Raw genomic sequence first — 17536 nt, forward strand, 5'->3', positions numbered from 1 at the left:
TCGCGCATTTTCCTTCAACTTCCCCTATATGGGGCTCATGAGTTTCCCAGATAAACAAACCGTCCTTGATTTCATTCGGGACAATCCGACCGCAACGACCAAACAGGAAATTGCCCGCGGCCTGCATGTGAAGGGCCGCGAACGCGCTGTACTGCGCGAAATCCTGAAAGAGCTGGAAGCCGATGGCACGCTGGAGCGAACCGGCAAACGCGCCTGGGCCCAGGCTGACCGTCCCCCGCCCACAGGCGTGGTCCAGTTCACGCACACCGATGAAAACGGCGACCTGATTGGAAAGGCCGTGGGCGACAATGGTCCGTTTGGGCCCGACATCATCTACACTGGCTTGTCCGGCAAGCCGAAGGGCAAGGCCACCGAGCCTGGTGAAGGCGACCGAGCGCTCTGCAAGATCAAGCAGGAAGATGGCGAGTGGAAGGCCCGCGCACTGACGGTGCTGGAAAAGCGCCTCACCAATTCGCTGGTCGGCCTCTACTCACAAGGCCCACGCGGCGGCAAGGTCACCCCCGCCAACCGCAAGGAGCGCCGCGAGTTCCTGATCCAGGAAGCCGACCGGAACGGGGCGGAAGATGGCGATCTCGTCATCACAACGCCCAAGCCGCAAGGCCGCCGCCAATATGGCCCCAATCTCGGCGTCATTCAGGAAGTCATTGGCCATATCAGCGATCCTCGCTCGGCCAGCCTGCTGGCCATCCATGCGCATGGTATTCCAGTCGACTTCCCCGAGGCTGCGCTGGAACAGGCCCGAAATCCCAAACCGGCTCCCGCCGAACGCGAAGATCTGACACAAATTCCGCTGATCACAATCGATCCGCACGACGCCCGCGACCATGATGATGCCGTCTACGCCGAACAGCTGGATGATGGCTGGCGAGTTATTGTCGCCATTGCCGATGTGGCCGCCTTTGTCACGCCGGACTCGCCGCTGGACCGTGAAGCGTTGAAACGTGGCAACTCCACCTATTTCCCCGATCGCGTCGTGCCGATGCTGCCATTCGAACTTTCGGCAGATGAATGCTCCCTGCGCGAGGGCGAACTGCGCCGCTGCATGGCGGTGGAGATGATCTTCGACAAAGCCGGCACAAAGCGCTCTCACCGATTCATTCGCGGCATGATGAAGTCAGCCGCCAAATTGTCGTATGAGGAGGCCCAGGCTGCAATTGACGGCAAACCGGGCGGCAAGGCCGAAGAGATGCTGGAGCCCGTCCTGAAGCCGCTCTGGGGCGCATACGCCGCCTTGGCAGAGGCGCGGGATCGCCGCTCTCCTCTGGATCTGGATTTGCCGGAGCGGCGAATTCTCTTCACCGAGGAAGGTGAGATTGATGGCATTATCACCAAAGAACGGCTCGAGGCCCATCGCCTGATCGAAGAATTCATGATTCAGGCAAACGTCGCAGCCGCAGAATCCCTGGAAAAGCAGAACAGCCCGCTGATCTATCGCGTCCACGACACGCCAACCGACGCAAAGATCGCGGCCTTTGCCGAATTCCTTCAGACTATCGACATGAAGTGGAACATCGGCCAACGCCCGCAGACCGAGAACTTCAACCGTCTACTCGGCGAGATTGATGGCAGCGACTACGACCAGATGGTCACGCAAATGGTGCTGCGAACTCAGGCCCAGGCGATCTATTCGGAAGAAAACCTTGGGCATTTCGGCCTGAACCTCGTGCGCTACGCTCACTTCACCTCACCGATCCGTCGTTATGCAGACCTGATCGTCCACCGCGCTCTGATCGCTTCTCTGGGCCTCGGACCTGATGGCCTGTCGAAAGACATGGCCGCGCGGCTGGAAGAAATGGCGCAGCACATATCCGACACCGAACGCCGTTCCATGGCAGCCGAGCGAGAGGCAACGGATCGCTACCTCGCCATCTTCCTGGCAGACCGGGTCGGAAGCGAGTTTGAAGGCCGCATCACGGGCGTTACCGGCGCGGGCCTGTTCATCGCGCTGGCAGGTTCCGGCGCGGACGGCTTCGTACCTATCTCATCGATTTCGGATGATTACTGGGTGCTGGATGAAGCCGCGATGCAAATCTATGCGCGCGGCTCCGGCAAGACCTACGGGCTTGGCCAGATCGTGCGCGTAAGACTGAAAGAAGTGACGCCGCTTCAAGGTGGCTTGCTGCTGGAAATGCTCTCCGACCCAATGCCCGCCCCCAAGGGCCGCCGGGAAGCACGCGCCAAAACAGATAACGGCCACCACTCACGTCGACGCTCAGGCCCCGGCAAGCCAACAGGCAAGCGGTCCGGCAAACCGAAATTCAACAAGAAGACGCTGCCCAAGCATAAGCGCAAGCGCCGGAATTAACGTGGACATGACCTCGAATCCTCATTCAAATACGCTGATGGGTTCAGCGTTCGACAAGGAAGATGATGGCGATGTCATCGAAACGCGAAAGCGCAGCCCCCGCCCCAAGGACGCCGCAACGCTGATCCTCGTGCGCCGAGACGCCGAGCAGCCGCGAGTCCTCATGGGCAAGCGCTCCGCTCGCCATGCCTTCATGCCGGACAAATATGTCTTTCCAGGTGGTCGCGTGGACCCTCAGGATGGCAAGGCCGTGTCGTGGTGCGAGTTCGAACCTCATCAGGAACGCCTCCTGCGCATCCAGAGCCGCCGCAAGCCGCGTGCCTTCGGCCTGACGGCAATCCGTGAGACGTTTGAGGAGACAGGCCTTCTGGTGGCTCGTGAAGCGGAAATGCCGGCGCGCTATCCGACTGGCTGGCAGCCTTTTCACGATCTGGACGCCGCGCCACATCTTTCACCCCTGACCTTCATTGGCCGAGCGATCACGCCACCCTACCGGCCGAAGCGATTCGATGCGCGTTTCTTCATGGCGGATGCAGAAGAGGCCCTGATCGACGAGCGGCCGCCAGTCGATGGCGCTGAGTTGTCGGACCTGCAATGGGTGACGCTGAAAGACTCGCTGGATCTGGATTTGCCCAATGTCACACGGTTCATGCTGGGGGAAATCGAGGAGCGGATTGACAAGCCATCGCTCAACAGGGGGCCGCCTTTCCTGCGCTGGACCCGCAGCGGCCACACAACCGACCGCCTCTAGCAGCAATGGCGCTTGACTTCCGGCCCGCACATCGTCATTAAGCCGCTTTCCAGTTTCAGACGCTAACACAAGCGAGCATTCGTCATGGCCAAACCAGCCACCATCAAGATCCGCCTGAATTCGACGGCCGACACCGGTTTCTTCTACGTGACGAAGAAAAACCCGCGCAACATGACCGAGAAAATGGTCAAGCGTAAGTACGACCCAATCGCAAAGAAGCACGTCGAGTTCAAGGAAGGCAAGATCAAGTAAGATCCTTGTTTTTCATGCATTGTTTCGAAAAGCCCGCTTCGCAAGAGCGGGTTTTTTGTTGCCTATTTTTCCGGCACGCCATGATGCAGATCACGTGTCTTGCGGATGCCGGGGAAAAGGACTGACCAGGCCGCAGCAACACCCACCGCCGCGTACCCACCTGCCACAACCGTGAACACAGCACCCCACTTCGCCGCCATAAAGCCGGCCCGCGCCTCGCCCAATTCGTTCGATGCCCCGAGGAAAATGGAATTTACGGCGTTGACCCGCCCCCTCACCTGATCCGGCGTCCAAAGCTGAAGCAGGATTTCGCGGATGTAGACTGAAACCATATCGAACGCGCCCACGAATATGAGCGCCACGATAGACAGCCAGACAATGTTCGAATGGCCGAACACGACCGTCGCGATACCAAAACAGGCCACCGAGACAAACAGGATCAGGCCGGCATGATCCTTGATCGGGAAAATGGTGATAATGGCCAGCATGAGAAGCGCACCGATGCCTGGCGCGGCTCTGAGCAAGCCAAGGCCCTCCTCCCCGATCTCCAGAATGTCGCGTGCATAGATCGGCAGCAGCGCCACAGCCCCGCCAAGCAATACGGCGAACAGATCCAACGAAATCGCGCCCAGCACGATCTTCTGATTGAACACGTAGCGGAAGCCACCGAGTAGGACACTCAACGTGGTCGGCTCGCGCTCAATCTTCTGCTCCGGCTTTGGAATCGAAAAGATGAGCAGCGCTGAAATCGCAAAAAGCGACACGGCCGTTCCGTACGCAAAACCCGCTGAAACACCATACAAAAGCCCCCCGGCGACCGGGCCGAGGATTGACGCAGTCTGCCAAGAGGAAGCCAGCCAACCGACGGCATTTGCGAAGTCCTCTCGTGGGACGAGATTCACCGCCAAGCTCGAGGACGCTGGAGTGTAGAACGCTCGCGCCACACCGAATACGGTCAACGTCGCCAGTACGATCAGTGGATCGAATCGTGCGGTGACAGCCAGCGTCAAAATCACCGCCGCGCAGAGCAGTTCCACACTCACCGAAGCGCCCATCACATTGCGCCGCCCCAGACGATCCGATGCCACACCGGTCACGACTACCAACAGGAGTGCGGGAAGAAACTGAACGAGACCGATCCATCCCAACAGCGCAGCGCTTTGGGTCTCGTCATACATCTGCCAGGCGACGGCAACAGATACGATCTGCGCGGCCAGCGATGTCAGGAAGCGAGACAGGAAATATCTGCGATAGGAAGAATGGCGAAATGCCGAGAACCGGTCAGTCATCCGAAGCGGATTGCGGCGCGCGGCGGCTCAAGTCAATCAGGCTGCGATACTTTCAACCCGATTGCGACCAGCGGACTTCGCTTGATACAGCGCCGTATCCGCGCGTTTCGTCAGGTCGGCGATCGTATCGCTCGGACCGTTCACCGTAGAGACGCCAGCGCTGAGTGTGATGGTGATTTCCTTCGCGCCGCCATAGATCTTGAAAGGCGAAGCGGCCACCGCGAGACGAATTCGCTCTGCCGCAGCGCAGGCAAGTCCGCCAGGTGTTTCCGGCATGATGACCATGAATTCCTCACCGCCCGGGCGACAGACGACATCCATGACACGACTATTCGTCTTCAGCCGCTTGGCCACTTCCTGAAGTACTTCGTCCCCAGCATCATGCCCGTACGTGTCGTTGACCGACTTGAAATGGTCAATGTCGGCCATCATGACCGAAACAGGGCGTCCGCCCATTTTGGACCGCTGCAAGAGCTGTTCGAGCTGGTTGTTCATGTAGCGACGATTATAGAGCCCTGTCAGTTGGTCTATGACTGAAAGTTCCAGTCCACGGTCAACTCGCTCACGCAACATCTCGATATACCGGCTTCGGCGCGCTTGTGTGCGCACCCGCGCCAGCAATTCCTGCTTGTCGACCGGTGTGAAGATCACATCGCTAGCGCCAAGATCCAGCCCCCTGCCAGCGCGCTGACGGTCTTCTGGATCACTGATCAGCAGAATGGAAATCGCCCGCGTTGCCTCATTCATCTTGAAGTGCGCGCAGAGCTTCAGCGCGTCATACCGGTCGCTCAGCATCGACAAGACCAGGATATCAACGCCAAGCTCGTTCAGCCCTGTCATGCCGCCCGCTTCATGAAGCGTGAAGGCTGAATGCCCGCCCGCTTTCAGCATGTCGGCAATACGCGTGGCCATACGCTGGTTATCATCGACGACGAACAGACGCGCAGGCTTGTCCTGAACGCTAACGGAATCACTGTTATCAACGCCTGCGCGCAGCCCTGAAGCCTGTCGTTGGCGCAGCTCAGATGCCACGGCGTTGTACCGCGTCAGCGCACCCATTCGTGCCATCAGGGCGAAATCATCAACAGGCTTCGTAAGGAAGTCTTCGGCACCGACATCAAGTCCGCGAATTCGGTCCTCGACATCATTCAGAGCTGTCACCATGACGACAGGAATATGGGCGGTCGCGGGATCTGCCTTCAGGCGGCGACAGACTTCATATCCGTCCATGCCAGGCATCATCACATCAAGCAGGATGATGTCCGGCTCGTGCTTCTCCACAGCATGTAGCGCTGCGATGCCGTTTTCGGCGAGAATGACGGTGTAGTATTGGGCTTCGAGCTTTGCCTGCAGCAAGCGCCGGTTCGCCTCGATGTCGTCTACGACGAGGACGCGCGCGGTCACGCTGCCTCCTTGGGCATGAGTGCCTCAACCGCCTTGATGAAAGTTGCAATCTGGATCGGTTTGGACAGATATCCTTCGCATCCGGCTTCCCGAACACGTTTCTCGTCCGCGCGCATCGCAAAGGCGGTTACCGCAAGGACGGGAATGTGGGCGACCTTGTCGTCATCTTTCAGCCAACGCGTAATATCCAGACCGGAAACTTCGGGCAGCTGAATATCCATGATGATAAGGTCAGGCTGTTCGCGGCGTGCGATCTCGACCGCCTTTGCTCCATCACGACACTGGAAAGTCTCGAATCCGTAGGCATCCAACAAGTCGCAAAAGAGGCGCATGTTGAGTTCATTGTCCTCAACCACCAGTACTTTCCTGGTTTGCGACTGCGCCATGACACCTCTGATGCCTGTGATTCGGGCCAATTTTATGAACTCTTCTGCCAGCTACACCCAGAATCGTTAACACTGGTTTACAGATTAGCCGTGCATTGATTGCTTGAAACGATAGAACATGGCAAGAACAAACCACCATGACGACGCTCTGCCGCAATTGCTTTCATATGTTTGAAGAAGACGCGCCGGCCTGCCCGTCCTGCGGTCATGAGCGACTGGTGCGAAATAGTCGGCTGGCCGAGTTGGGGATCGCTCATCTGGATTGTGACGCCTTCTTTGCAGCAATTGAAAAGCGCGACGATCCGAGCCTGAAGAACAAGCCTGTGATTGTGGGCGGTGGAAAACGCGGCGTGGTGGCTACGTGCTGCTACATTGCGCGGCTGTATGGTGTTCGCTCCGCCATGCCGATGTTTCAGGCGCTGAAAGCCTGCCCGGATGCGGTGGTCATCAAGCCTAATAGCGAAAAATACCGGATCGCGGGCCTGCAGGTGCGGGAAAAGATGCAGGCACTGACTCCGATGATACAGCCCGTATCCGTGGATGAAGCATATCTTGATCTCACGGGCACGAACACACTCCACAAGGCGCCCCCTGCGGTGTCTTTGGCCCGTCTTGCTGCCGAAATTGAGCGAGATGTCGGGATCACGGTCTCAATCGGCCTATCGGTCAATAAATTCCTCGCCAAGACGGCAAGCGAGCTCGACAAACCCAAGGGCTTTGCTGTCATCGCCGCAGAAGAAGCCGAAGCACTGCTCGCACCAAAGCCTATCGGGTTCATTCATGGCATAGGCCCGAAACTCGCGAAGAAGCTTTCACTGGATGGCTACGACACGATTGAAGACCTGCAACGAACAGAGCTTCGCCAGCTGATCGGGAAGTATGGTGAAACCGGCATGTGGCTGAAGAACCGTGCCCACGGCATCGACAATCGGCCTGTGCGAAACGATGAAGAACGTAAATCCGTCAGTTCTGAGACAACCTTCCACAAAGACATGTCTGATCCTGCATGGCTGGAGGATCAGCTCTGGCGGCTTTGCGTCAAGACGGCGGATCGCGCAAAGGCAACCGGTCTTGTGGGCAACGTCATCACGCTCAAGCTCAAGACAGCCGACTTCCGCACACTCACCCGTCGGCTCTCCCTGGCAGAGCCCACACAATTGGCGCAAACGCTGTTTCGAAGTGCCAGGATCTTGCTGGCGAAAGAAGCCAACGGCCGAACCCGGTTCCGCCTGATAGGCATCGGTATTTCGGACCTTTCCGAACATCGCGCAGATTCCGTTGACCTGCTTGACCCGCTCGTTGCGAAACGGGCGGCGGCCGAGCGCGCTTCAGACCTCGCGCGGGAGAAATTTGGTGCCGATGCCGTAATGACGGGACGATCAGCACGAGCCAAAAAAGCCGCTTCCTGAAACGGGTTTGCGCGCAACCGGATAGCGGTCTAGGGAAAGCCAGATCGAATTTCCAAGGAGCGAATCCCATGTCGACCCCCGAATCCCGCCTCGATGAACTTGGTATTGAACTCCCAGAGCCCATGAAGCCGGTGGCGACGTATGTGCCTTATGTCATCAGCGGCAACATGCTGTTCGTCTCAGGTCAGGTGAGCGCCTCATCCGACGGCCTTATCAAGGGCCGCCTGGGAGAAGACATGGAGCTGTCAGCCGGCCAACAGGCCGCACGCTTCTGCGGCATCAATCTCATTGCGCAATGCAAAGCTGCCGTCGGAGATCTGTCACGCATCAAACGCGTGGTGAAACTTGGCGGGTTCGTAAATGTGAAGCCGGGCTTCACCGACATTCCACAAGTCATCAATGGATGCTCAGACCTGATGGTGGATGTATTCGGAGACGCGGGCCGCCATGCGCGGTCGGCAGTATCCTGCCCCGAACTGCCTCTGGGTGTGGCAGTCGAAATCGACGGCATATTCGAAATCGCAGACTAGATGGCGAAACGCTTCGTCCTGGCTGATTATCTCTACGCGCATCGCGGCCTGTGGACAGGTCACGAGGCGCCGGAGAACACGCATGCTGCGTTTGATGCAGCGGCGAAGCATGGCTTGGGCATGGAATTCGACATCCGGCCCGCATCGGGTGGCGATCCGGTCATCCATCATGATGAAACGCTTGAGCGTATGGCATCGCGGCCGGACCGGGTCGAAGAACAGTCGATCGACGTCTTGCGCAACGTACAAATTGCCGGTGCGCACAACCTGCACAGCTTTGAGAGCCTGCTGGCAAGCTGGCACCATGATCTGCCCTTGCTGACCGAAATGAAGATTGATGGGCAAACAGACCCTCAAGAATTCGGTCGCAAAACAGGAAAGATGTTACAAACTTATCCGGGGCTAGCCGCTGCAATGAGCTTTTCGGAACCGGCCGTTCGCGCTCTGCCGAAGGACGTTATGCGCGGACAGTTAATCGGCCCGTCCCACAAGATCGGCAGAGAGCGGTTTAATGAAATTCTTGAGCGGGCTCTGGCTGATCATATCGACTATGTCGCCATCAACATCACCGATGTCGACGGCATCCGTGCTCATGTTCCAGACGACTATCCGATTGTTTGCTGGACAGTTCGCACGCTCGACGAGGTGCGCATCGCAGTTCATGAAAATGTCGCCATCATCTTCGAACATCTCGATCCGGCACTGGTTTCTGCTTACGCCTTGCCCTAGATTCCGATCATGGATGACACCGCGCTGAAATTGAGTTTTGCCTCAGCCATGGCGGAGGTCGATCCGGATGAATGGAATGCGGTCGCCAATCCGCCTGGGCTTCGGTTCGATCCTTTTCTGAAGTGGGACTTTCTCGACGCGCTCGAAACTTCCGGCGCAGCGACGCCGAACACCGGCTGGATGCCGCGCCACGTCCTGATCCGCGACGCGGCGGGCCGGCTGAAGGCTGCCATGCCGCTGTATGGGAAAAGCCACTCTCGGGGCGAGTTCGTCTTTGATCACTCCTGGGCCGACGCGTTCGAAAATGCGGGCGGCGCTTACTATCCGAAATTGCTCTCGGCCGTGCCCTTCACGCCCGTCACCGGACGGCGCTTGCTTGTTCGCCCCGGACCGGACGAAACGCGTTTGCAAACGGCGCTGCTCTCGGGCGCAATCCAGTTGGCAGAGCAGAATGGCCTTTCTTCGCTGCACATAAATTTCGCGACGCCCGAAGAATCCGACCTGCTCTCCGATTCCGGACTTCTGCTGCGCACGGACCAACAATTCCATTGGCAGAATCGTGGCTACGGCTCGTTCGATGACTTTCTTGGAGACTTGTCATCAGCCAAGCGCAAGAATCTGCGCAAGGAACGGAAGAAAGCTCAAGAAGGGCTCGACTTCCTGCATCTCCGCGGCGACGAAATCACCGAAGATCATCTGGATGCGTTCTACGTTTTCTACATGGATACTGGCGCACGCAAATGGGGCTCGCCCTACCTCACCCGCAAGACGTTCACCCTGCTGCGGGAACGCATGGCAGATGACCTGCTCTTCATATATGCCTTGTCCGAAGGCGAACCGATAGCCGCGGCAATGAATTTGATCGGGTCAGATACGCTCTATGGTCGGTATTGGGGATGCACCGAACACAGACCAATGCTGCATTTCGAGACCTGCTACTATCAAGCTATCGACTACGCCATCGAACATGATCTGACCTTTGTGGAGGCAGGCGCGCAAGGGGGGCACAAGCTGGCGCGAGGCTACGCTCCTGTCCCAACCTATTCCACGCACTGGATCGCCCATCCCGGCCTGCGCAACGCCATCGCGGACTATCTCGAGCGCGAACGCGCAGCCGTGGAATCCGACATGGACTATCTGTCGGAGCGAACACCCTTTAAGAAGGGCGAATGAGCTCGTCCAACGAATTCAAGACATATCGAAAGCATCTTCATGACTCTTCACGCCGCCTATGACCCCGACAATATCTTCGCAAAAATCCTGCGCGGAGAGATGCCCGCCGTCAAAGTCTATGAAGACGAAGCCGCACTGGCGTTCATGGACGTTTTCCCGCAAAGCGAAGGCCACACCTTGGTCGTGCCGAAAGGTGTGGAAGCGCGCAATTTGCTCGATATGCCGACAGAAAAGCTCGGCGCATACATGCAGGCCGTTCAGAAAGTCGCAAAAGCCGTCGAGGCGGCCCTCACCCCGGACGGCCTCGTGGTGACCCAGTTTAATGGCGCACCGGCCGGCCAGACCGTCTTCCACCTGCACTTCCACATCATCCCGCGCTGGGAAGAGGTGGCGCTCGGTCGGCACAGCTCAGGCGAGATGGCAGACATGGAGGCGCTCGGCGCGCTGGCCGAACGCATCAAGGAAAAGCTGTAAGGTCTTACAGCCCCAGCTTTGCCTTCAGGATATCGTTGACTGCCTTCGGATTGGCCTTGCCGCCGGAGGCTTTCATCACTTGGCCAACGAACCAGCCCATTGTCTTCGGCTTTTCCTTGACCTGAGCGACCTGCTCAGGATTGGCGGCGATGATCTCATCAACAACGGCTTCGATGGCGCCGGTATCGGTCACCTGTTTCAACCCATGCTTCTCGACAATCTCGGCAGCTTCACCTTCGCCCTCGATCATCCGGGCAAAGACATCCTTGGCAATCTTGCCGCTGATCGTGTCGTTCGCGATCAGCTCGATCAGGCCGCCCAGGCTCGCTGCGGACACCGGGCTGTCAGCCAGGTCGATATCCTGTTTGTTCAGATAGCCGAACAATTCCTGCGTCACCCAGTTGGCGGCTAGCTTCGGATCGCGGCCCTTGGCAACTTCCTCAAAGAAGTCGGCTTTCTCAGCATCGGCGCTGAGCACACCCGCATCGTAGCGAGACAGGCTGTAATCCGCCTCAAAGCGCGCCCGCTTCTCGTCCGGCAGTTCCGGCAGGGACGCACGGATTTCTTCAATCCAGGCCTGCTCAACCTCCAGCGGCAGCAGGTCCGGGTCCGGGAAATAGCGGTAGTCGTGCGCATCTTCTTTCGAGCGCATGGAACGCGTTTCGACCTTTACTGGGTCGAACAACCGCGTTTCCTGATCGATCTTGCCGCCATCTTCCAGAATTTCGATCTGGCGACGGGCTTCATATTCGATGGCCTGCTGGATGAAACGGAACGAGTTCATGTTCTTCAATTCGCAGCGTGTGCCGAGATGGTTGAAATCGCCGGTTTCGCGGAACTTCTCATACTGGCCAGGACGGCAGACAGACACGTTCACATCGGCGCGCAGATTGCCCTTTTCCATGTCGCCATCACAGGTGCCAAGCGCGATCACGATGGCCCGCAGCTTTTTGACATAAGCAGCCGCCTCAGCCGGCGAGCGCACATCCGGCATGGAAACGATTTCCATCAGCGCAACGCCAGAACGGTTGAGATCCACATAGGTGGAGTTCGGGTCCATGTCATGGATTGACTTACCGGCGTCCTGTTCCAGATGCAGTCGCTCGATACGGCATGGGAATGAATAGGCGTCGCCACCATGCGCCGGTTCGACATCCACATCAATTTCGCCTTCGCCAACAATCGGATGGGCGAACTGGCTGATCTGATAGCCTTGCGGCAGGTCGGGATAGAAATAGTTCTTCCGGTCGAAACGCGAATAAGTGTTGATCTGCGCTTTCAGGCCAAGGCCCGTGCGGATCGCCTGCTCAACGCAGAATTTATTGATCACCGGCAGCATGCCCGGCATGGCCGCATCCACGAGCGACACATTGCAGTTCGGGTCCGCGCCGAAGGCTGTAGCAGCGCCGGAAAAGAGTTTCGCGTTGGAGGAAACCTGAGCGTGGACTTCCAGGCCCATAACCAGTTCCCAATCGCCGGTTTCGCCCTTGATGACATATGGTGTGCGCGCGGACATAGCATTCCCTGCTGGCAGTAAGATTTCGCGCTGTTCTAGCCGCCGGACCGCCGCACTGTCGAGCCGTGAATACCACCGCAATGGCTCCAGCCCTTCCAATTTCCGGGATATCGACGAATAATCCCCAGTGTGGAGGAAAACGGAGCGTCAAAATGGTCTTCAAAATGATCATGGATGCCTCGAGCGAAGAGGAAAAGCCCGTCGTTCGTGGCTTCCTGAAACACCTGATCCTGGGATTCGCCGTCGGCGTGGCTGTCGGATCAGCTCTGTTCATCCTGTTGCTGATGTCGCTTCAGGGCATGGATCTGGACATGCCTTTGCTCTGGATCTTCGCGATGATGCTGCAATGCGGCCCAGTGGGCGGGCTGGTTGGCATCGGCATCTACCTGTCCAAAGTGACGGAACGGGATTCTGACAAGGACGATGATGACGACTCCGGGCCAGGCGGAAACGCGGCGGAGCCAATCCAGTCTGAACAGATCGTGGTGCGCCCCGGTGCTCAACCCGCGCGTGGGCTGAAGCCGTCCAAGGCCTGATCAGTCCAGCTTGCCGGCTTCCTTGGCGCGGCGCACCCGCTCCGCGCGCGCAGCCATGCGGTCCTTGATGGGGGCTGCCTGAGAAACCCGTGTCGGCCCGGCATCTTCACTTTCAGCGGCCGCGTCAGGCTGAACCTCTTCCTCGAGCTTGCCCGCTTCGACGAGCTTCTTGCGCCGCGCGGCGACGCGCGCCTCGCGTGCCTGTTGCGCGGCGCTCTTGCCAGAAAACAGGCCGGACAGTTTGGACTTCCCCGCGCCGCCCGGCTTTGGATGATCTTCCAAGCGTTGTTTACGCCGATCAATGATGCGGGAAATGCGGAATGAAACATAACCCGCCACAAGAAACGCCACGAGCAGCATGGACCGCATCTCAGGCGCAAACAGGCTGTAGCCATACTGCGCCAACATCGCCGCCATCAGAGCAATGCTGAAAGCCAGCAAGACAACAAACAGGATCAGGAAACGGGTCATGCCCCGAAACCTACCACCACTTGTCAGCCTTGGCCACGAAGCCGGCTGCGCGTTCCAGTTCACCGCCGACGCGGAAGCAGGCCGCCTCGTCCAGTGCCTTGCCGATTACCTGCAGACCAAGCGGCAGACCGCTGTCAGACAATCCTGCAGGTACGGAAATGCCAGGTAGACCTGCCAGGTTTGCCGTGACTGTGAACACGTCATTCAAGTACATCTCTACCGGATCGCCACTCTTTTCGCCGAACGCGAAGGCAGGGCTTGGGCAGGTTGGCGTCAGGATCGCGTCACAGCTATCAAACGCATCAACAAAATCGTTCAAAATCTTTGTGCGGACTTTCTGTGCGCGCAGGTAATACGCATCATAGTACCCAGACGAAAGCACATAAGTGCCAATCATCAGGCGGCGCTGGACTTCCGCCCCGAAACCACCGGCGCGTGTGCCCTCATACGTCGCCGTGAGATTATCACCATCCACCCGCGCACCGTAACGCATGCCGTCATAGCGCGCGAGGTTCGATGAAGCTTCCGCAGGCGCTACGATATAGTAGGCGGGCAGAGCGTATTTCGTGTGCGGCAGGGAGATATCGACAATCTCCGCACCCGCCACTTTCAGCCACTCAATGCCCTGTTCCCACAGCTTGTCGATCTCGGCAGACATGCCGTCCATTCGGTATTCTTTCGGAATGCCAATCCGCATGCCTTTGACGCCTTTGGACACATCGCTGCGCCAGTCAGGGGTCTCTACGTTCAGGGATGTGGAATCCTTCATGTCGTGGCTACACATTGCTTCCAGAAGGATGGCGCTGTCTTCCACGGTCTTGGAGATTGGCCCGGCCTGATCGAGCGAAGAGGCAAAAGCCACCATGCCATAGCGACTGGCGCGGCCATAGGTCGGTTTAATGCCAACCGTTCCCGTGAACGCAGCCGGCTGGCGGATGGATCCGCCCGTATCAGATGCCGTCGCTGCCAGGCAAAGGTCGCCAGCGACCGCCGCAGCTGAACCACCGGATGATCCGCCCGGCGTCAGATCGCGATTGTCGCCCTTCCGGCGCCAAGGGTTCACAACCGGTCCGAAGCGCGACGTCTCGTTGGAAGAGCCCATAGCGAACTCGTCCATGTTGAGCTTGCCCAGCATCACAGCGCCCTCATCCCAGAGGTTTTGCGTGACGGTGGATTCGTAAGTCGGCGTGAACTCACCCAGAATACTGCTGCACGCCGTCGTGCGCACACCCTTGGTGCAATACAGATCCTTGATGCCAAGCGGCGCGCCTTCCAGCTTTCCGCCCTCACCTTTGGCCAGCTTTGCGTCAGAAGCGTCGGCCATGGCCAGCGCCTTTTCCGGCGTCTCAACCACATAGGCGTTCAGCGTTCTCGCGCCCTCAATGGCGTCAACGAATTGCTGGGTAATCTCGCGCGAGGAAAACTCCTTGGCCTTCAGGCCGTCGAGCGCTGCTGCGAGGGTAAGCTTGGTCAGTTCGGTCATCGGAAATCCTGAGAAGATATCTGCCCGCCTGCTATGACGGCTTGGCACAAAAGTTCAAGTGTTCGTGAGCCTTCTTGTCAGTTGCCCGGATCCGGCGCACCGTGCCATCAGTCGCTCAAGCCATCTGGAGACCTCCCATGCGCGCCATCCTGATCAGCTTTGCCCTGCCCACCATTTTGGCAGCTTGCGCCACGAATGAGACGAACGACACGCGGCTACGTGGTGCCGAGCGCTACGCCGACGACCCGAGACTGGGCGAAGAAGTCGACCGCATATGCTTTGCGTCATCTATCGATGGCTTCAGTGAGACAACACGCGACACGGTCGTGCTCAGAAATGGCAGGAAACATTATCTGGTAGAAGTGTTTACCTCGTGCGCCCCACTCGATCATGCAATGCGCATCGGTCTGGACTCGACAGGGGGATGCTTGCGCAAGAGCGACGCGCTGATCGTATCGGACTCGATGTCGGATATTGGAGAGACGTCTTCCTTCTCACGGCAGCGTTGTCTGGTGAATGGTATTTACGAATGGAATCCCGACGCTGAGGCAGACGCGCCTGTAGATGACGAATCTTCGGAGGAAGACACCGAATCCTGATGGCGCGATGCACGGCTCATGATAGAATGAGTCATGCAGAAAACCGGATATGCCTCGCCCGTCGAGGTGCGCAACTCCCCTTTTCACGGTCGCGGCCTGTTCGCGGCCGTTTCCTTTGAGACGGGAGAGTTGATCGCCGTCTACCCCCTACTCATCCTGAGCGTTGAAGACACAGCTGCGATCAAGAATACTCTCATCCACCATTACGTTTTTCATGTTGATGAGGATGCCGAAGGGCGCGCCCGTACGGCGGTGGCGTTCGGCCCAATCTCCATGTGCAATCACAGCGCCAATGCCAACGCTGATTTCTGTGTGGATGCTGTTGCGCAGACCGTCACACTGTCAGCGCGGTCAGCCATTCCGCAGAACGAGGAAATCCTGATAAACTATGAGGAATATGCGGACGAGATTGTCTGACGACTATTCAACCGCTTTTGGAACGACGAAAAATCCATCTTCGCTTCGTGGGGCGTTCGCCAGAACCTGATCCTGAATGTTACCATCAGTGACAACGTCTTCGCGCATGGGCAGCGTCGTCTCGACCACGGATGTCATCGGCTCAACACCGTCCACATCGACTTCGTTCAGCTGGTCGATCCAGTTCAGGATGCCGTTCAGCTCGCCGACCAGTTCCTCGGCATGGGCGTCGGTTACGGCAATGCGCGACAGGCGGGCAACCTTGCGAACATCATCCTTGGTAACAGACATGGGTGAACTCCAACTCTTCAAATCGAGCCGCTCGAATACGCCATAGGCAACACGGCATCAAGGCGCTATGTGGGCTGTTCATGCCCATCACTGCTCCAGACCAATTTCCGAAGACAGGCGCCCTGATCGGAATCGACCCCGGCACGAAGACGCTGGGTATCGCGTCTGCGGATGGGTTGCGTATGCTTGCCAGCCCTGTCGAAACCATTCCGCGTGGCAAGAAGCTCGCTCCGGTTCTGGACCGGCTATTCCATCTTTATGACGATCGGGCTGCCGTCGGGATCGTCATGGGACTGCCCCTCAATATGGATGGCTCAGAAGGTCCGAGGGCCCAATCCGTACGCGCGCTTGCCTGGCACATCATGAAGCGCCGTGATGTGCCGATCCTGTTTCAGGATGAGCGCCTGTCGACGGTCGAAGCCGAGAACGCCATGATCGAAGCAGAGCTTTCGCGAAAACGGCGCGCCGAGCGCATCGACGCTTCTGCCGCCGCCGTCATCCTGAACGACGCGCTGCAGAAACTGGCTCAAGATAAATGACGGGCTTTCTCTACGCTCTCTTGCCGGTCATCGCGATCGTATCGCTCGGCCACATCCTGTCGGTCCGCCGCTGGATACCAGTCGACAGCTGGAGAGCCATCGAACGCCTGTCCTACGTGGTCCTGTTCCCGGCTCTGATCGTGCGGACATTGGCAAACGCCCCCTTTGAAGAAGCGCCGTGGGGCCTGGCTGGCGCATTGATCCTCGCGCAGTTTGCCTTGGCAGGTGTGGGCTGGTGCGGTCGCTTCCTGCCCAATATGCCCGGGCCAGCAGTCGGTTCTGTCATACAGTCCAACGTCCGCTGGAACACGATGATCGGCCTCTCCATCGGCAGTCTTCTGTTTGGCGAGGAAGGCCTCGCCCTGGTCACGATCGCAGCCGCCGTAATGATCCCGGCGGCAAACATATTGTCGGTCTATGCGCTGATTGCCCACGCAGAGTCGCATGACACGCCTAAGCCGAACCCGTTCAAGGCTTTATTCAAGAACCCCATCGTGCTCGCCTGCATTGTCGGGCTTGCGCTGGCCGGGGCGAATACGAGTCTGCCCCGCCTGATCGACGACAGCATGCGTATCCTGGGCGATGCGGCGCTCGCGCTGGGCCTGTTGTCGGCTGGCGCAGGTGTGGATTTGTCTGCCTTGAAGCGGGCCGGAGTTCGCACGCTCGGCTGGTCACTGATGCGCTTGTTGGGACTACCAGCTTTCGCCGTGGCCTTCTGCTTCATGCTCGGCGTAACCGGCGTTCCGCTGATTATCGCCCTGATCTGCGCGGCGACACCCACGGCGACAAGTTCCTACATCTTGGCGAAGGAACTCGGCGGAGATGCAACACTCGCCGCCAATCTGATTGCGGTGGAGACGGTGCTTGCAATGGTGACAATCCCTGCCCTCTATCTGCTTCTGACTCTCTGACCCTCTTGCCCCGACTCGGAAACGGTCCTAAACCGCCGAAAATCGAAAGG

Annotated in this window: 20 protein-coding genes; 13 read left to right on the forward strand and 7 right to left on the reverse strand. The window is 58.3% G+C overall.

The window, feature by feature from the left end:
• Positions 1 to 37: 37 nt before the first annotated feature.
• The 3 genes from rnr to rpmG all read left to right on the forward strand — a co-directional run bounded on the left by rnr (position 38) and on the right by rpmG (position 3329).
• Positions 38 to 2326, forward strand: a complete 2289-nt coding sequence (gene rnr / locus HY36_RS10525) for a ribonuclease R (protein ID WP_035552575.1) — start codon at positions 38 to 40, stop codon at positions 2324 to 2326.
• A gap of 7 nt (positions 2327 to 2333) precedes the next feature.
• Positions 2334 to 3077, forward strand: a complete 744-nt coding sequence (locus HY36_RS10530; protein WP_035552577.1) for an NUDIX hydrolase — start codon at positions 2334 to 2336, stop codon at positions 3075 to 3077.
• 84 nt (positions 3078 to 3161) lie between these two features.
• Positions 3162 to 3329 carry a 50S ribosomal protein L33 gene (gene rpmG / locus HY36_RS10535; RefSeq protein ID WP_027836255.1) on the forward strand — a complete coding sequence of 56 codons (168 nt, stop codon included), beginning with the start codon at positions 3162 to 3164 and terminating at the stop codon, positions 3327 to 3329.
• 62 nt (positions 3330 to 3391) lie between these two features.
• Here the strand turns inward: rpmG and HY36_RS10540 are convergent, their stop codons facing one another.
• The 3 genes from HY36_RS10540 to HY36_RS10550 are packed head-to-tail and all read right to left on the reverse strand — an operon-like array spanning position 3392 to position 6408.
• Positions 3392 to 4618 carry an MFS transporter gene (locus HY36_RS10540; RefSeq protein WP_035552268.1) on the reverse strand — a complete coding sequence of 409 codons (1227 nt, stop codon included), beginning with the start codon at positions 4616 to 4618 and terminating at the stop codon, positions 3392 to 3394.
• Between the two features lie 36 nt (positions 4619 to 4654).
• Complete coding sequence (locus HY36_RS10545) at positions 4655 to 6022, reverse strand: PleD family two-component system response regulator (RefSeq protein ID WP_035552270.1); 1368 nt, start codon at positions 6020 to 6022, stop codon at positions 4655 to 4657.
• On the reverse strand, positions 6019 to 6408 hold the full coding sequence (locus HY36_RS10550) for a response regulator (RefSeq protein ID WP_035552273.1): 390 nt from the start codon (positions 6406 to 6408) through the stop codon (positions 6019 to 6021). The genes HY36_RS10545 and HY36_RS10550 overlap by 4 nt, the downstream gene beginning before the upstream one ends.
• Before the next feature lie 137 nt (positions 6409 to 6545).
• On the opposite strand from HY36_RS10550, the gene HY36_RS10555 reads away from it, so the two are divergent.
• From HY36_RS10555 to HY36_RS10575, 5 genes are all read left to right on the forward strand, one after another.
• Complete coding sequence (locus HY36_RS10555) at positions 6546 to 7817, forward strand: DNA polymerase IV (protein ID WP_035552275.1); 1272 nt, start codon at positions 6546 to 6548, stop codon at positions 7815 to 7817.
• A 68-nt stretch (positions 7818 to 7885) separates the two neighbouring features.
• On the forward strand, positions 7886 to 8347 hold the full coding sequence (locus HY36_RS10560) for a RidA family protein (RefSeq protein WP_035552276.1): 462 nt from the start codon (positions 7886 to 7888) through the stop codon (positions 8345 to 8347).
• Positions 8348 to 9076 (forward strand): glycerophosphodiester phosphodiesterase family protein, encoded by a 729-nt coding sequence (locus tag HY36_RS10565; RefSeq protein WP_035552279.1) that lies wholly within the window; start codon positions 8348 to 8350, stop codon positions 9074 to 9076.
• Between the two features lie 9 nt (positions 9077 to 9085).
• Positions 9086 to 10249, forward strand: a complete 1164-nt coding sequence (locus tag HY36_RS10570) for a GNAT family N-acetyltransferase (RefSeq protein WP_051602701.1) — start codon at positions 9086 to 9088, stop codon at positions 10247 to 10249.
• Positions 10250 to 10288: 39 nt separating this feature from the next.
• Positions 10289 to 10723, forward strand: a complete 435-nt coding sequence (locus HY36_RS10575; RefSeq protein WP_035552282.1) for an HIT family protein — start codon at positions 10289 to 10291, stop codon at positions 10721 to 10723.
• 4 nt (positions 10724 to 10727) lie between these two features.
• Here the strand turns inward: HY36_RS10575 and gatB are convergent, their stop codons facing one another.
• The gene (gene gatB, locus HY36_RS10580; RefSeq protein ID WP_035552285.1) at positions 10728 to 12239 is read right to left on the reverse strand and encodes an Asp-tRNA(Asn)/Glu-tRNA(Gln) amidotransferase subunit GatB; all 1512 of its coding nucleotides are present in this window, start codon (positions 12237 to 12239) and stop codon (positions 10728 to 10730) included.
• A gap of 152 nt (positions 12240 to 12391) precedes the next feature.
• Here gatB and HY36_RS10585 point away from each other — a divergent pair, with 152 nt between their 5' ends.
• The gene (locus tag HY36_RS10585) at positions 12392 to 12775 is read left to right on the forward strand and encodes a hypothetical protein (protein ID WP_035552289.1); all 384 of its coding nucleotides are present in this window, start codon (positions 12392 to 12394) and stop codon (positions 12773 to 12775) included.
• On the opposite strand, the gene HY36_RS10590 is transcribed toward HY36_RS10585, so the two are convergent.
• Positions 12776 to 13246 carry a hypothetical protein gene (locus HY36_RS10590; protein WP_035552291.1) on the reverse strand — a complete coding sequence of 157 codons (471 nt, stop codon included), beginning with the start codon at positions 13244 to 13246 and terminating at the stop codon, positions 12776 to 12778. It abuts the gene before it with no gap.
• 10 nt (positions 13247 to 13256) lie between these two features.
• The gene (gatA, locus tag HY36_RS10595) at positions 13257 to 14729 is read right to left on the reverse strand and encodes an Asp-tRNA(Asn)/Glu-tRNA(Gln) amidotransferase subunit GatA (RefSeq protein WP_035552294.1); all 1473 of its coding nucleotides are present in this window, start codon (positions 14727 to 14729) and stop codon (positions 13257 to 13259) included.
• A gap of 137 nt (positions 14730 to 14866) precedes the next feature.
• Between gatA and HY36_RS10600 the strand changes: the two genes are divergently transcribed.
• Together HY36_RS10600 and HY36_RS10605 are read left to right on the forward strand one after the other, a co-directional pair.
• On the forward strand, positions 14867 to 15328 hold the full coding sequence (locus HY36_RS10600; RefSeq protein WP_035552297.1) for a DUF6491 family protein: 462 nt from the start codon (positions 14867 to 14869) through the stop codon (positions 15326 to 15328).
• A 33-nt stretch (positions 15329 to 15361) separates the two neighbouring features.
• Complete coding sequence (locus tag HY36_RS10605) at positions 15362 to 15745, forward strand: SET domain-containing protein (protein WP_051602702.1); 384 nt, start codon at positions 15362 to 15364, stop codon at positions 15743 to 15745.
• Between the two features lie 3 nt (positions 15746 to 15748).
• Here the strand turns inward: HY36_RS10605 and gatC are convergent, their stop codons facing one another.
• Complete coding sequence (gene gatC / locus HY36_RS10610; RefSeq protein WP_035552299.1) at positions 15749 to 16036, reverse strand: Asp-tRNA(Asn)/Glu-tRNA(Gln) amidotransferase subunit GatC; 288 nt, start codon at positions 16034 to 16036, stop codon at positions 15749 to 15751.
• 80 nt (positions 16037 to 16116) lie between these two features.
• On the opposite strand from gatC, the gene ruvX reads away from it, so the two are divergent.
• Both ruvX and HY36_RS10620 read left to right on the forward strand, forming a co-directional pair.
• Complete coding sequence (ruvX, locus tag HY36_RS10615) at positions 16117 to 16575, forward strand: Holliday junction resolvase RuvX (protein ID WP_035552302.1); 459 nt, start codon at positions 16117 to 16119, stop codon at positions 16573 to 16575.
• Positions 16572 to 17486, forward strand: a complete 915-nt coding sequence (locus HY36_RS10620; RefSeq protein WP_035552305.1) for an AEC family transporter — start codon at positions 16572 to 16574, stop codon at positions 17484 to 17486. The genes ruvX and HY36_RS10620 overlap by 4 nt, the downstream gene beginning before the upstream one ends.
• Positions 17487 to 17536: the final 50 nt, after the last annotated feature.

The sequence above is a fragment of the Hyphomonas atlantica corrig. genome (genome assembly GCF_000682715.1).
Taxonomy (GTDB): domain Bacteria; phylum Pseudomonadota; class Alphaproteobacteria; order Caulobacterales; family Hyphomonadaceae; genus Hyphomonas; species Hyphomonas atlantica.

Coding starts and splice junctions, on each gene's coding strand:
- rnr (WP_035552575.1), top strand. CDS start 38: ATGAGTTTCCCAGATAAACAAACCGTCCTTGATTTCATTCGGGACAAT.
- HY36_RS10530 (WP_035552577.1), top strand. CDS start 2,334: ATGACCTCGAATCCTCATTCAAATACGCTGATGGGTTCAGCGTTCGAC.
- rpmG (WP_027836255.1), top strand. CDS start 3,162: ATGGCCAAACCAGCCACCATCAAGATCCGCCTGAATTCGACGGCCGAC.
- HY36_RS10540 (WP_035552268.1), bottom strand. CDS start 4,618: ATGACTGACCGGTTCTCGGCATTTCGCCATTCTTCCTATCGCAGATAT.
- HY36_RS10550 (WP_035552273.1), bottom strand. CDS start 6,408: ATGGCGCAGTCGCAAACCAGGAAAGTACTGGTGGTTGAGGACAATGAA.
- HY36_RS10555 (WP_035552275.1), top strand. CDS start 6,546: ATGACGACGCTCTGCCGCAATTGCTTTCATATGTTTGAAGAAGACGCG.
- HY36_RS10560 (WP_035552276.1), top strand. CDS start 7,886: ATGTCGACCCCCGAATCCCGCCTCGATGAACTTGGTATTGAACTCCCA.
- HY36_RS10565 (WP_035552279.1), top strand. CDS start 8,348: ATGGCGAAACGCTTCGTCCTGGCTGATTATCTCTACGCGCATCGCGGC.
- HY36_RS10570 (WP_051602701.1), top strand. CDS start 9,086: ATGGATGACACCGCGCTGAAATTGAGTTTTGCCTCAGCCATGGCGGAG.
- HY36_RS10575 (WP_035552282.1), top strand. CDS start 10,289: ATGACTCTTCACGCCGCCTATGACCCCGACAATATCTTCGCAAAAATC.
- gatB (WP_035552285.1), bottom strand. CDS start 12,239: ATGTCCGCGCGCACACCATATGTCATCAAGGGCGAAACCGGCGATTGG.
- HY36_RS10585 (WP_035552289.1), top strand. CDS start 12,392: ATGGTCTTCAAAATGATCATGGATGCCTCGAGCGAAGAGGAAAAGCCC.
- HY36_RS10590 (WP_035552291.1), bottom strand. CDS start 13,246: ATGACCCGTTTCCTGATCCTGTTTGTTGTCTTGCTGGCTTTCAGCATT.
- gatA (WP_035552294.1), bottom strand. CDS start 14,729: ATGACCGAACTGACCAAGCTTACCCTCGCAGCAGCGCTCGACGGCCTG.
- HY36_RS10600 (WP_035552297.1), top strand. CDS start 14,867: ATGCGCGCCATCCTGATCAGCTTTGCCCTGCCCACCATTTTGGCAGCT.
- HY36_RS10605 (WP_051602702.1), top strand. CDS start 15,362: ATGCAGAAAACCGGATATGCCTCGCCCGTCGAGGTGCGCAACTCCCCT.
- gatC (WP_035552299.1), bottom strand. CDS start 16,036: ATGTCTGTTACCAAGGATGATGTTCGCAAGGTTGCCCGCCTGTCGCGC.
- ruvX (WP_035552302.1), top strand. CDS start 16,117: ATGCCCATCACTGCTCCAGACCAATTTCCGAAGACAGGCGCCCTGATC.
- HY36_RS10620 (WP_035552305.1), top strand. CDS start 16,572: ATGACGGGCTTTCTCTACGCTCTCTTGCCGGTCATCGCGATCGTATCG.